General features: G+C 72.0%; 14 protein-coding genes. 11 read left to right on the forward strand and 3 right to left on the reverse strand.

The window, feature by feature from the left end; genetic code table 11:
- Positions 1 to 77 precede the first annotated feature (77 nt).
- Complete coding sequence (locus HALOF300_RS01910) at positions 78 to 1,700, reverse strand: LuxR C-terminal-related transcriptional regulator (protein WP_197522229.1); 1,623 nt, start codon at positions 1,698 to 1,700, stop codon at positions 78 to 80.
- Between the two features lie 136 nt (positions 1,701 to 1,836).
- On the opposite strand from HALOF300_RS01910, the gene HALOF300_RS01915 reads away from it, so the two are divergent.
- Positions 1,837 to 3,012 (forward strand): winged helix DNA-binding domain-containing protein, encoded by a 1,176-nt coding sequence (locus HALOF300_RS01915; RefSeq protein ID WP_156738956.1) that lies wholly within the window; start codon positions 1,837 to 1,839, stop codon positions 3,010 to 3,012.
- 126 nt (positions 3,013 to 3,138) lie between these two features.
- The gene (locus HALOF300_RS01920; RefSeq protein WP_156738957.1) at positions 3,139 to 3,846 is read left to right on the forward strand and encodes a GAP family protein; all 708 of its coding nucleotides are present in this window, start codon (positions 3,139 to 3,141) and stop codon (positions 3,844 to 3,846) included.
- Here the strand turns inward: HALOF300_RS01920 and HALOF300_RS01925 are convergent.
- Complete coding sequence (locus tag HALOF300_RS01925; RefSeq protein ID WP_156738958.1) at positions 3,843 to 4,769, reverse strand: DNA-3-methyladenine glycosylase family protein; 927 nt, start codon at positions 4,767 to 4,769, stop codon at positions 3,843 to 3,845. The two genes, HALOF300_RS01920 and HALOF300_RS01925, sit on opposite strands and share 4 nt — an antisense overlap.
- 116 nt (positions 4,770 to 4,885) lie before the next feature.
- Between HALOF300_RS01925 and HALOF300_RS01930 the strand changes: the two genes are divergently transcribed.
- From HALOF300_RS01930 to HALOF300_RS01945, 4 genes are read left to right on the forward strand one after another with little or no spacing between them, the layout of a single operon-like run.
- Positions 4,886 to 5,467, forward strand: coding sequence for a hypothetical protein (locus tag HALOF300_RS01930; protein ID WP_156738959.1), 582 nt, complete (start codon positions 4,886 to 4,888; stop codon positions 5,465 to 5,467).
- A gap of 51 nt (positions 5,468 to 5,518) precedes the next feature.
- Entirely contained in the window at positions 5,519 to 6,541 is a 1,023-nt protein-coding gene (locus HALOF300_RS01935; protein WP_156738960.1) for a Gfo/Idh/MocA family protein, read from the forward strand.
- Complete coding sequence (locus tag HALOF300_RS01940; protein ID WP_156738961.1) at positions 6,541 to 7,428, forward strand: sulfite exporter TauE/SafE family protein; 888 nt, start codon at positions 6,541 to 6,543, stop codon at positions 7,426 to 7,428. Before HALOF300_RS01935 ends, HALOF300_RS01940 begins: the two co-directional genes overlap by 1 nt.
- 25 nt (positions 7,429 to 7,453) lie before the next feature.
- Positions 7,454 to 7,900 carry a hypothetical protein gene (locus HALOF300_RS01945; RefSeq protein WP_156738962.1) on the forward strand — a complete coding sequence of 149 codons (447 nt, stop codon included), beginning with the start codon at positions 7,454 to 7,456 and terminating at the stop codon, positions 7,898 to 7,900.
- 95 nt (positions 7,901 to 7,995) lie between these two features.
- Here the strand turns inward: HALOF300_RS01945 and HALOF300_RS01950 are convergent, their stop codons facing one another.
- Positions 7,996 to 10,008, reverse strand: a complete 2,013-nt coding sequence (locus tag HALOF300_RS01950; RefSeq protein ID WP_156738963.1) for an LPXTG cell wall anchor domain-containing protein — start codon at positions 10,006 to 10,008, stop codon at positions 7,996 to 7,998.
- Positions 10,009 to 10,580: 572 nt separating this feature from the next.
- Between HALOF300_RS01950 and HALOF300_RS01955 the strand changes: the two genes are divergently transcribed.
- The 5 genes from HALOF300_RS01955 (at position 10,581) to HALOF300_RS01975 (ending at position 13,067) form a co-directional block, all read left to right on the forward strand.
- The gene (locus HALOF300_RS01955; protein WP_156738964.1) at positions 10,581 to 11,213 is read left to right on the forward strand and encodes a hypothetical protein; all 633 of its coding nucleotides are present in this window, start codon (positions 10,581 to 10,583) and stop codon (positions 11,211 to 11,213) included.
- Positions 11,214 to 11,330: 117 nt separating this feature from the next.
- Positions 11,331 to 11,945 carry a copper resistance CopC family protein gene (locus tag HALOF300_RS01960; RefSeq protein ID WP_197522230.1) on the forward strand — a complete coding sequence of 205 codons (615 nt, stop codon included), beginning with the start codon at positions 11,331 to 11,333 and terminating at the stop codon, positions 11,943 to 11,945.
- A gap of 58 nt (positions 11,946 to 12,003) precedes the next feature.
- A complete protein-coding gene (locus HALOF300_RS01965; RefSeq protein WP_156738966.1) occupies positions 12,004 to 12,312 on the forward strand; it encodes a hypothetical protein in 309 nt (102 codons plus the stop codon).
- Between the two features lie 72 nt (positions 12,313 to 12,384).
- Entirely contained in the window at positions 12,385 to 12,747 is a 363-nt protein-coding gene (locus HALOF300_RS01970) for a type II toxin-antitoxin system RelE/ParE family toxin (protein ID WP_156738967.1), read from the forward strand.
- Positions 12,747 to 13,067 (forward strand): XRE family transcriptional regulator, encoded by a 321-nt coding sequence (locus HALOF300_RS01975; RefSeq protein WP_156738968.1) that lies wholly within the window; start codon positions 12,747 to 12,749, stop codon positions 13,065 to 13,067. The genes HALOF300_RS01970 and HALOF300_RS01975 overlap by 1 nt, the downstream gene beginning before the upstream one ends.
- Positions 13,068 to 13,069: the final 2 nt, after the last annotated feature.

Genomic DNA, 13,069 nt, shown 5'->3' on the forward strand with positions numbered 1-13,069 from the left:
CACTTCGAGTTCGTCGTGAACTCCCTCTGGCTGGTTCGAAGCCTTGCGACGAACTCGGCGCCTCGAGGCAGCGCCGCCTAGCGAGAGCCGTTCAGCCGGTGCTCGTGAGCCCAGGCGGCCGCCGCGGTGCGGGACGAGACGCCGATCTTCGTGAAGATGTTCCCCAGGTGCCGGTCCACGGTCTTTGCCGAGATGAACAGGGCGGCGGCCGCGTCCCGGTTGCTCGCTCCGGCGGCGATCAGCCGCAGCACCTCAGCTTCCCGAGCAGTCAGTCCACCGGGCAAGGGGGAGGCGTCGAGGCGCGCCACGTCCGGCGCTGCGCCGAGCTCGCCGTAGATGGCGACGGCCGTGGCCACGTCGGACTCCGCGGCCGCCTCGTCCCCGAGGCCGGTGTGGGCGAGAGCGCTCAGTTCGTAGATCCTGGCGCTCTCGTACCGGGCCCGCAGCGCGCGATAGCCGGCCGCGGCACGGCGCAGCACGGGCAGTGCCTCCTCGTGGCGGCCCTGGGCCACCAGTACGGCGGCCCGCGCGTGCACCGCCCAGGTGCGGAACCCCTCGGTGGCGAAGTCGGTGGCGACGGCCTCCAGCTCGCCGCACAGCCGGTCGGCCTCGTCGGTGCGGCCCTGGGCGAGGGCGATCTCCACGGCGGGGCCGAGCAGCCGGGCGGAGGACAGCCGGTCCCGGCCCGCGAGCGCGGCCCGCAGCGCGGCCGAGGCCTCGCGGACGTGTCCGCCGGCGAGGTCGAGCAGGGCCGCTCCCGGCTGGGTCTCCGCACCGAGGTCACGGGCCTGGTCGAAGGCGGCACGGGCGCCGCTTGCATCTCCCCGCAGCCGCCGGATCTCGCCGAGCTGGTAGTACGCCTCGCCCGCCACCCAGTTGTTCAGACCCGTCAGTTCCGCGCCGCTGCGCTCGATGCCGGCCTCCGCCGTCGACCAGTCCCCTTGCGTGCACAACAGCTGCAGGCGGTGCACGCGGCAGATACCGGAGTACACCACCTCGCCGTGGAACTGCTCGCACCACTGCTCCGTGGCCGCGGTCCAGGCGCGCATCCGGCTCAGATCACCGAGGCTGTGGCAGGTGTGGATGACGGTGCAGTAGACGTCGCCGGCCCATTCGGCCGGCATCTGGCCGGCGAGCACCGGCAGCATCGCCTCATCGAGCTGCGCGAACCCGGCCGCCGGGTTGCCCGTATGCGCGTCGGCGAGTCCCGAGAGCACCAGGCCGAGGGACGTCAGTTGCGGGGCGCGGAGACGCTGTCCCATCTCCTTCAGGGTCACCGCCGTCTCGCGGGCCGGCCCGAGCCCGTAGAAGTCCAGCTCGACGATCGCGTCCAGGTAGCGCAGATAGCCGTGCTCGACGCCCTCCGGCAGGTCGGCCAGGATCCGACGAGCCCGGTTCACCCATCCCGAGGCGATCACCAGATCCCCGCGGATGAACCAGAGCAGCCCGAGGTTGAGCGCCTTGTTCGCCGCACCGGGCAGATCGCCCTCGTGCTGGAACCGGTTGTAGACGTCCTCGGAGAGCTCCAACGACTCTCGCGCCCGGCCCACCCACCAGCACACCCGGCTGAGCAGGTCCAGGTCCGCCGTCGGGAGCGTGCCGAGGTCCCGGGCCCTGGACAGGTCCCGATGCGCGCCCTGCCAGTCCCCGTGGGCGAACGCCAGTCGCCCCGTGTCCAAGACCGCTGTGAGATCGTCCATGATCTGCTCCGCAACAACGGTACGCGCGTCCGACGGCGGACGGTCGCCGTTCTGCGAAACCGTCGCCTCGGCCGTAGGGGACAGGTCCTGACCGCTATCGCGCCTAACCTGGCGTCAACACGACGAGGGGAAGACGATGATGGCACGAGGCGACGACTGGGACCGGCTCCTGGCGGGGCGGCTGGCGACCCACCGCCTGCTCGAGGCGGCGCCGACCGGAGCCGACCCCTCGACGGCGATCACCGCCGTCGTCGACGCGATCGTGGGAGCACACGCCCAGGTGATGGTGGCCGGCGAAACCTCGATCGGGCTCCGGGTGGACGGCGCGACGCGCTCCGACGTGCGTCGCGCGGTCGAAATGGACCGCACCCTCGTCAAGGCCCACGGCCCGCGCGGGACGGTGCACCTGCTCTCCGCGGACGGACTGTCCCGGTGGGTCGGTGCGATGGGCTGGATCGGGACCGCGGGGCCGACCCCGCCCCCGGCCATGCGGCTCACCGCCGAGCAGGCCGACGGGGTCCTGGCGGCGCTCGACTCGGTCCTCGCCGGCGTCGAACTGACCGTCGACGAACTCGACGAGGCCGTCATCGGTGCAACAGGGCCGTGGGCCGGTGACCTGGTGATGCCGGCGTTCGGCGGCTACTGGCCGCGTTGGCGGCAACTGATCGGGACGGCCGGGCACCGCGGTGCATTGTGCTTCGGGCCACAGCGGGGCCGGAAGGTGACCTACACCAGCCCGCGCACGTGGCTGCCCGGGTTCGACCCGCAACCGGGGGTGCGTGCCGCCGTCGACCTCGTGCACGCCTACCTGACCGGCTACGGACCGGCGACTGCCGGCGAGTTCGCGAAGTGGCTGGCGATCCGCCCCGGCCGGGCCACGGAACTGTTCGCACAAGCCGAGGTGGACCCGCGCCTGGAACGGGTGGACCGGGCAGGTGTGGGGTGCCTGCGCGTGGCCGGCACCCCCGACATCGAACCGTGGCGCGACCAGGTCCGCCTGCTCCCGCTCTTCGACGCCTACGGGGTGGGCAGCCAGCCACGGGAGCGGATCTTCCCGGGGCGGGCCGCCGAGCGCGCACTGGCCGGCGGGCAGGCCGGGAACTTCCCGGTCGTCCTGCTCGACGGCGTGGTGGCCGGCGTCTGGCACCAGCGCCTGGCCGGCCCCCGGGTGAAGATCACGGTGGAGATGTTCGAGGGGCCCACCGCCCGACGGCGCCGCGCGATCGAGGAGCAGGTGGACCGTGTGGCGGCGGTGCTCGAGGCGCGCCCCGAGGTGACGTTCGGCGATATCACCGTGGGCGCGCACGCCTGACCCGGACCGAATACCGCGACGAGGCGGTGGCACGCTAGCGTTCGACCTGCTTGCCCGCGTGGTCCGACGGACCGTGCTTTCGGTGGGCCGGACTTCGCGTGGTCACAGAGGCGAGAGGGGGGCACGATGCTCGACCTGGTCGGCGCGATCCTGCCCTTCGGGCTCGGCGTCTCGGTGAGCCCGATCCCGATCATCGTCAGCGTGCTGATCCTGCTGTCGCCGCGCTCGCGGGCGAACGGGATCGCGTTCCTGCTCGGCTGGGCGCTCGGGATCGCGGCGGTGGTCACGGTCCTCACCCTGCTCGCGGGCTACCTGCCGACCGACTCCTCCGACGGCCCGAACCCCGTGGCCGGCGTGCTGCAGCTCGCGCTCGGCGTCTGGTTGCTGGTCATGGCCCGGCGCAAGTTCCGGCCCACCGAGTCCGAACCCGGTCCAGAAGCCGAGGTCGACCCGGACACGGGTCTCCCGGTCCCGCAGCTGCCAGGTTGGATGTCCTCGATCGCGAGCACCACGCCCGTGCGGTCGCTGCGCAGCGGCCTGCTGTTCGCGGGCGCCAACCCGAAGAACGTGGCCTTCGCCGCGGGGGCCGCCCTCACGATCGGCACGGCCGGTCTTGGCACCGGCGACGTCGCCCTGCTGCTCGTGATCTACACCGTGATCGCGTCGCTGACCGTGGCCGTGCCGGTCGGGCTGCACCTGCTGTTCCCGGTGCGCACCGAGCAGCCGCTGCGCGCGCTCGAGGTGTGGCTGATGCGCAACAACACCACGATCGCCGTGGTGCTGCTGCTCGTCTACGGTGTCCTGCTGATCGGGCAGGGGATCGGTAGCTTCTAGGCGCGACGCGGCAGGTGGGTGCGCACGGCCATCCGCGGCCCGCGGCGTGGCGGCGCCACCCCGCTGAGCATCACGAGGCGTTGCACCCGGCCGCGATGCGGACGGAACGGTTCGAGCAGAACCGCCAGTTCGCCGTCGTCCACGATTGCCCCGGTGAGCGCCCACCCGACGTTCCTGGCCACGTGATAGTCGCCGAAGCTCACCGCGTCGGCGTCGCCGAACACACGCACGCGCACCTCGGCGCTGGTCCAGGTGCCCACGCCCGGCAGGGAGCGCAGGGCGCGATCGGCGTCCGCGGAGGTACCGCGGGCGAGCCGTTCCAGGGACGGTGCCACGCGGGCCGCCGCGACGATCGCGCGCGAGCGCGCCGGGTCGATCGCCAGGTGCAGCCACTCCCAGCTCGGGATCGCCGCCAGCACGTCCGGTGCCGGCGGCACCCGCAGACCGTGCCCGCCAGCAGGCCCGGGTGCCGGTTCGCCGAAGCGCTGCACGAGAGTGCGCCACGAGCCGAACGCCTCGGCACCGGTGACCTTCTGCTCGATGATGGTCGGGACCAGCGACTCCAGCACCTGGTGGGTGCGCGTCAGCGGCAGGTGCGGGTGCCGGCGTGCGAGTGGGCCGAGGGTCGGGTGGCCGGCGACGTCGAACCCGGCCGGGTCGTCGAACGCGCCGAGCATCGCGGGGACGGCGTCCAGGGCCCAGGCGGCACCGTCGCCCCAGGCCATCGCGAGCACCGGCCCGCCGCCGTCGGACCGGCTCACCCGGAGTGCGGCCGGGCCCTGCGGCGTGAGTAGCCCCCGCCAGTAGGTGCCGGTCCCCTCCCGTTTGAAGCACGGGTCGTGGGCGCCACGGCGCAGCGCGGCCAGGGTCGGCCCGAGCGGGGTCGGCCGGGTCGGCTGCCAGGTGCGCTCCAGCCCGCTCACTCCGCGAGTGTAGGCACGCCGGACCCGGCCGGGCGCAGCGGCGCCGGACCGGCGCCGAGGCGACTCCCTCGGGGGAGGGATCCCTGGCCCGCGCCGCCGGTGCCACGCTCGATGACATGAACCTCGCCGACCGCTTCATGCCGACTCCTGAGTTCTCCGAACGGCACGCACGTGTCATCGACGCACCCCGCGACGCAGTCTGGGATGCCGTCACGGACTTCAGCTTCCGGGACCTGCGCCTCGCGGCCCCGCTGTTCGCGGCCCGGGCGGTCATCGGGATCGCGGCCAACGGGCCGCGGTACCGGACACCGAAGGGCGAGATGTTCATCCCTCTCGCGCAGGACCAGGGCCGGCAGCGGGTATTCGGGCTGCTCGGCCGGTGGTGGCGCTTCGGCGGCGCCGATGCCCGGGCCGATATCCGCGACGCCGAGACCTTCGAGGCGTTCGACGAGCCCGGCTACGGCAAGGCGATCCTGGTCTTCGAGCTGGAGGACGCCGGCCCGGGGCGCACGCGTGTGGTGACCCGGACCCGAGTCGTGACGACCGACGCCGGCGCGCACCGCGCGATGGCGCGATACTGGCGGCTCATCCGGCCGGGCAGTGGGTTCATCCGCCACCTCATGCTCGCCTCGGTCGATCGGCGGGCGCGGGCCGCGGCATCGGCGGCGAACGAGCCCTGGTCCTCCGAACCTGTCTGAAGGGTGGTCGGGGCGGCCGCGCCGGGGGCGCCGCGAGCTACGGTTCGAGGCATGGAAACCTCGGACGCCACGAGCCCGCCCACCACCATCCGCTGGGGCATCATCGGCGTCGGCAATGTCACCGAGGTCAAGAGCGGCCCGGGGTTCCAACAGGCCGACCGATCCGAGCTCGTCGCGGTGATGCGCCGGGACGGTGCCAAAGCGGCGGACTACGCACGCCGGCACGGCGTACCCCGTGCCTACGACGACGCCGACGCCCTCATCCACGACGACGAGGTCGACGCCGTCTACATCGCGACCCCGCCGGACTCCCACCGGGACTACGCGGTCGCTGTCCTCGAGGCCGGTAAGCCGGTCTACGTCGAGAAGCCGATGGCCCGCACGACCGCCGAGTGCGAGCAGATGAACGCCGCCGCCGAGCGGGCCGGGCTGCCGCTGTTCGTCGCCTACTACCGGCGCGCGATGCCGCGCTTCGCGCGCGTCAAGGAACTGCTCGACGGCGGCGCGATCGGTTCGGTGCAGGCCGTCGCCGTCCGCAACCAGCAGCCCGCGCCGATCGCCGAGGGTGGCGACATGCCGTGGCGGGTGCAGCCCGAGATCTCCGGCGGCGGCCACTTCGTGGACCTCGCCTCCCATACCCTGGACCTGCTCGACCACCTGCTCGGCCCGATCGCCCGGGTCAGCGGCTACGCGGCCAACCGGTCCGGGCGTTACCCGGCCGAGGACCTCGTCAGCGCCGCGTTCGAGTTCGGCTCCGGCGTCGGTGGGACCGGGCTGTGGTGCTACGCGGCCGGGGAGTACCGCGACGAGGTGGAGCTCGTCGGTGACGCAGGCTCGCTGACGTTCTCGACGTTCGCGCAGGAGCCGCTCCGGCTCGTGCGCGGTGACACCGAGGAGTCCATCGAGGCGCCGTACCCGGCGACCGTCCAGCAGCCCTTGATCCAAGCCGTCGTCGACGAACTCACCGGAGTCGGTGTGAGTCCGAGCACCGGGACGAGCGCCATCCGCACCGCCCGGATCATCGACACCATCCTGGCCTCCTACCGCGCCGAGCATGGGCTGACGTTCTCCTGATGCCGGCCCTCACCGAATTCACCGCGCTGGCGTGGGCGCTGCTCGTGCTGGGCGCGCTCATCGTCGGGCTGTCCAAGGCGGCCCTGCCCGGCGCGAACACCATCACGATCGCCATCTTCGCGGCCCTGCTTCCGGCGCGGGAGTCGACGGCGGTGCTCCTGATCCTGCTCATCGTCGGGGACGTCTTCGCCGTCTGGGCCTACCGCAAGCACGCCGACTGGCCCACATTGCGGCGACTCGTACCCACGGTGCTGGCGGGGGTCGCGCTGGGCGTGGTGTTCCTCGCGCTCGCCGACGACGCCTGGGTGCGGCGCGTCATCGCGGTCATCCTGCTCCTCGTGATCGGTGTGACGCTGTTGCGCCGGGCCGTCGGGCGGCGCGCGGAGATCCGGGCCGCGACTGGGTCCGGGACCGAATCGTCGCAGGCCCGAGTGGCAGCGGCAGGCGGCGGCTCCGTTGCGAGCGGCGCGGTCGCCGGCACCGGAGGGTCGGCGGCACCCCAGGATTCGTCGGCCGCCGGCTCCGGCTCGCTGGCCCGTCGCATCCAGACCGGTATCTACGGCACGCTCGGCGGGTTCACCACGATGGTGGCCAACGCCGGTGGCCCGGTGATGAGCATGTACTTCATCGCGTCCCGGTTCTCGGTCAAGCGGTTCCTCGGCACGTCCGCATGGTTCTTCGCGATCGTGAACGTGACTAAGGTGCCGTTCCAGGCAGGGCTAGGGCTGATCACGGTCCCGGGCCTGCTGCTCAACCTGGTGCTGATCCCCGCGGTGATTGCGGGCGCGTTCTTGGGCAGGTGGCTCGCACCCCGGATCGACCAGGCGTTGTTCGAGCGGCTCGTCATCATCCTCACCGTGGTGGGCGCCCTCTATCTGCTCTTCTGACTCTGCTGTGCGCGATGATGGCGCCATGGACGATCGGGATGAGCAGGTTCGGCGGCGGATCCGTGCCTCCACGCTCTGGTTCGTCGCCGCGATCCTGACCGCGGCGGCGGCCCTGATCGTGTGGGCGCTCACCGTCGGGTTCCCAGTGGTCAACGACGCCCGGACCGACGCCGTGGCGGTCCAGGGCGACAGCGGCCGCGAGATCATGGTCCGGTACACCGGCGGCAGCCCCGGCTGCGGCGACCCGCACTCGATCGAGGTCGAGGAGACCCAGACCACGGTGACCATCACGACCCATGTGGTGGCGCCGCACGGGACCCAGTTCAACTTCGGCTGCGACGATGAAGGGTTCGCGATGTTCCAGACCGTCCGGCTCGAGCGTCCGCTCGGGGGGCGTGCCGTGTTCGACGGGCCGACCGGCGCAACGGTCGAGGTGGCGGCCGACGTGGCGACCCTGGTTGCCGCGGACTGAATACGGCGCGGGCAGCCGCCCGTGGGCGGGCGGGCGCGCTGAGCGGTGGGCGGCCCGGGGGGAGCGGGCCGGCCCACCGCGATCATGGGTGGCCGTCAGCGGCCACCGTCCTCACGCCGCCGGCGGGACAGCCCGAGGAGCGCGATCCCGAGCCCGCCCAGCAGGCTCGCAGCGAGGGCCGTGGTGCCGGCTGCAGCGCCGGTGCTGGGCAGCTGCGGAGTGGCCGGGTCGAGGGGCGCGTTCAGCCGTGCGGGTGGCACCGACTGCCCGACGAGCAGCACCGGCACGGTCGGCGCGGGCATGATCGGGTCCGGCACGGTCGCCGCGGGCACGATCGGGTCCGGCACGGTCGGTTCCGGCAGGATCGGCTCGATCTGCAGCTCGCACGGGATGTCCGTGAGCTCGAACTCGAACGTCGCCACCTGGGCGGGCACATCGAGTGCAACGACCTGGGTCGTTGCGGCGAGGGTCGGTGCTGACGCGGACTCGTTCAGCGTCCAGCCCGCCGGCAACTCCGCCGGGAGCAGGTAGCCGGGCTGCGCGACCGCGTTCAGGAACCGGCCGTCCTGCAGCCAGACATCCAGGCCCACACCCGCGGTCCATTCCACCGCATCGTTCGCGGTGGCGCAGTGATCAACCACGCCGGGCTCCGGGAAGGTAACCGGCATCGACTCCAGCGGAGTCGCGCAGTCCTCAGAATCGACCTCAACGATCGTGACGGTCGTCTCGGCCTTCCCGGAGGTACTCAGCTGCCAGCCGTCCGGGACCTCGGTGATGCTGTAGTGCCCGGCCGCGGTCGCGATCACGCTGTACGTGCCGGGAGCCAGGTCGGAGAGGTTCTCCGGCTCTCCGGCAAGGGCGTCGTCGACCAGGTGGTGCACCACGTACCCGACGTGATCCGCACCGGGCAGGGAGATCGCGCCGGTGGTCGCGCAGGTCGCCTGGGTCACCACGAGCGGCGCGACGGCCACGCCGCACTCCTCCGCCGTCACCTCGTGCCGCGTCTTGCCCACCCAGGTCCACGAGCCGGGCTGGCCGAGGACCCACGAGTCGCCGGAGAGGACGTAGTCGGTGGGGCGCTCGTACTGGTCGATCCAGGTCCAGCCGAGGTCGCAGCGCACGGTGGTCTTGAAGCGGGTCTCCACCAACGCTTCCGGCTGGCACTCGACGTTGTTCTGGGTGCGCGTGTGCGTGGTGCGGAAGCCATCGGGGAACGCGTAACCCTCGGCCGGCACCACGTTGATCGAGACCTTGCCGTTCAGCGTCGTGTGGTCGAACACGTAGTAGGTGTACTCGACGGTGCTGGTGTAGACCCAGTACCCGTTGTCCACGCCGCACTCGTCGACCCACTGCGGCAGGGCCGGGGTGACGACGGTGAGCTCGGGCACCTCGGGCACCTCCGGTACCTCGGGGCCTTCGGGCTGCGGGCAGGCACTCACGTCCGGCTCGCCCTGCTGCCCACCTCCGGTACGCGTGTCCCAGCCGATCACGATGGACCGGTTGTGCGCGTCAGCGAATCGCAGTCCCACCACGACATCGGGGTAGGCCAGGCCGGACGGCCAGTCGGAGATCGAGCTGATACTGACGCTGAGCGGGTTGTTGCCCGTCTGGAGTCGCTCGTCCACGCCGGGCGTGCCCACGTACTTGCACACGAACACCTTGCGGACCGCGTCCTGGGTCATCGCCGTTGCGGTCGCGGCCGGTGTTGCCGGCGCGACTCGCTCCGGTGCTGCCGGCCGGGGTGCACTCTCGACTGCGGGCTCAGTGGCAGGGTCGGGCACGGACTCGCTCGCGGGCCCGGCTGCCGGTGCCGGGGCATCGTCGGCGACCGGGTCGGCCGCGGGCTGCGCGATCGGGTCGGCCTCGGGTGCCACGGCTGCGGGCTCGACCACGGTCGCTTCGACCTCGGGAATCGCCGTCGGCTCAGCGGCCTGCTCGGGTGCGGTGGGCTCGGCGGCCGTGGCGTCGACGACCTGCGCCTCGATGACGGCGGCGCCGCCGTCGTCGAGGGCGTCGGCGAAGGCTGGTGCGGAGGCCGCGGTCAGCACTCCCAGGCCGAGTGCCAGAGTTGCGAGGGTCGCGACGGACCCCCTGATTATGGTTCTCATGATCGATCCCCCGTGTTGCGGTTGGACGTGCGGTTCTGAGCTGCCACCGGCGCATGGTGGGACGAGTGCTGCGCGGCGGGGCGAGCCCAGATCAACACGACCCCGACGCCCCGGCGAGCGTCCGGCGTGGTGATCGTCTGGTGATTCAGAACGGCGGAATTCCGCGGCTGAGGGTGGGGGTGAGGGGGTGAAGGGTGAGTCTCGTCCTCACCTCACCCGGTCGCGTCGGCAGCGTCAGGGCCGGGAACCTGCCGAATCCCAGGGGCACCGGCCGGCAGAGGGTGAGGCGCAAACCCCGTGAGCACGGGCGGCCTCGGAAGGGGTGAGATATCGCGGCAGGGGTGAGAAGGCGTCGCGCAGGGGTGAGCAGGCACCGCGCAGGGAGATGCCCGCTGGGAGGAGTGCGTCGCCCAGATGCTTGAGCAGGCCGACGTCGCCGGTCACGCCCTGCACGTCCTCGGCATCACGCCCGGGTCGGCCGCGTACATCCGCTTGCCGTTCAGAGCGCGCGAGTGAGCGGTCCCGCGGGCCGGGGCCGAACGGCGCCCAACCACCCGCGTTAGGGTGGCCCGGTGACCGATCCCCGCCGTGGCCCGCTGCGCCTGCTGCGCGCGGCTGCGGTCTCGGTGAGCGTCCTCGGCCTCGCGCTCGGGGCGCACCTGGCCGCTGGCGGCACGCTCGGCGACCCGCTCGTCGTGGCCGCCGCCGGGGCCTTCACGATGCTGATCGCGATCGGAGTCTGTGGCAGCCGCCTGAACGCCGTGACCGTGCTGGCCCTGCTCGGGGCCGGCCAGTTCGGCCTGCACCACGTGTTCGCCGCCACGGCCGGCCTCGCGACCTCGGGCTGCCCGACGGGCACGGCCGGCGCCGGCCACGCCCACGGAGCGGCCCTGGCGGAGTCCGTGCAGCACTGCGTCACCGCCGCAGGCGGCGGGCACGCCCTCACCGCCGCCATGCTCGGCGCGCACGTGCTCGCGACCGTCCTCAACGCCGCCGTGCTCTGGCGGGCCGACCGTGCCCTGTTCGCGCTCTGGACGTGGTGGGCGCCACTGCTGGCGGTGCTCTTCGAGCGCACGCTCCCGGCCGTCGAGGCGAGCCGGCGGCCGCATGGCATCGCTGCCGGTCCGCGGGTGGTCCGCCCGCGGATCGCCTGGCTGGACCTGGCGCCACGGCGAGGACCGCCGCCGCTCGGCGCCACCGCCTGAGCCCGCCCACCCAGTTGCGCGGGGATCCGGGCCGGTGACGCAACCCCAGCGATCCCCGCCCGGCGGCGCACCAGCGGCCGGGCACCATCACCGAGCCCTGTGAGGTTTCCCATGTCCATGTCCCCACGCGCACTGAACCTGCGCGCCCTGGCGGTCTCCGCCGTCGCCCTGTTCCTCGGCCTGACCCTCCACGCAAGTGCCGCCCAGGCGCACGACGTGCTGCTCTCCTCCGCCCCGGCGGACGGCGAGACCCTGTCGGCCGCACCCACCGAGGTCCGCCTGGCCTTCAACAACGACATCCTCGATCTGAACGCCGCCATCGTCCTCACCGACGCCGAGGGCACCGTGCTCACCGAGGAGGCGCCGGTGGTGGACGGTACCGAGGTGGCACTGCCACTGCCCGACGGCGTACCGGCCGGGGTCTGGACGGTCACCTGGCGGGTCGTGTCCTCGGACGGTCACCCGATCTCCGGTGCGTACGAGTTCACGGTGGACGCGCCCGTGGTGACCACCGTCGAGCCGACGGACTCGACGGAGCCCTTGGAGCCCACCGACTCGGACACCACCGCCACCGGGACCAGTGAATCCGAGCCGTCGGACAGCGCCTCCGCCGTCGAGACCGGCGATGACGGGTCCGAGTCCGGAGTGGGCCGGATCGTCGCCTTCGTGGTGGTCGCGATCGCGGTCGTGGGGGCCGTAGCCGCGGGCATCGTGCGTCGCAGCCGCTCCTGAGCGAACCCTTGCCGCGGCAGCCCCGGTCCGCCCGGGCGGGGCGGCGTAGCCTGGGAGGATGTCACCCTGGCTCGTCGCCCTGCTCGGTCTGGCGGCCCTCGCCGTCATGATCGAGGCGCTGCTGCGCGCCGAGCGACGCCCGCGGGACCGCCGCGGCGAGGGCCACGGCGGCGGCACCTTCGGCATCATCGACGAGGTCTTCGCCCCCAGCCGACACGAGGCGCTGCAGGAGTTGGAACAGCAGCGCGAGCTGCCCGCACCCTCGCCCACGCCCGCCGACCCACCGTGGGGCACGTTCGTGTACGGCGATGACGGTGCGATCTTGGCGGTGGAGCTCACCCGCGACAGGCCGGACCAGGCTCAGTAGTTCGTAGCCTTCTGTGTCCACAGGATCTGTCCCGCCCGGGCAAGTTGACAACGCTTGCGTTATAGTTGACGTGTGGCATGGAACGTCGTACTGGTCGACGAAGTCGACCAGTGGTTCCTTGCGCTCGCTCAGGCTGATTACGACATCGACACAGTTGCTGCCGCGATCGACCTGCTCGAAGAGCATGGTCCGAACCTCGGCAGACCGGTCGCTGACCGTGTCAAAGGCTCGAAGCGTCACAACATGAAGGAGCTCCGCCCAAGCGGCACCAGCATCCGTATCCTGTTCATCTTCGACCCGAACCGCAACGCGGTTCTCTTGGTCGCGGGCGACAAGACTGGGAACTGGTCGGGTTGGTATGAGAGAAACATCCCGGTCGCCGAGGAACGTTACGACGCGTGGCTCGCCGGCAACTACGACGAGGAGGTGAACTGATGGCTCGCAACTGGAAGGACGTCCGCCGCGACGCGGTGGAGGCAGGACGGCTCGACGAACAGCGCATTGAAGATGCCCGCGAGGACATGCTCGGCACGCTGCGGGCGCACCGACTTGCCGAGATTCGCAAGTCGCACCAGATCTCTCAACGCGCCCTTGCCGCATCGATGTCTGTCTCGCAGGCGCGCGTATCGACGATCGAGCGCGGAAAGCTCACCCGCACCGAACTGGGAACGCTGCAGTCCTACGTTGAGGCGCTCGGCGGCAGGCTCAAGGTCGTGGCCGAATTCGGCGACGAGTCGTTGATAGTTCGGGACTGACC

Source organism: Occultella aeris (genome assembly GCF_902703175.1).
Taxonomy (GTDB): domain Bacteria; phylum Actinomycetota; class Actinomycetes; order Actinomycetales; family Beutenbergiaceae; genus Occultella; species Occultella aeris.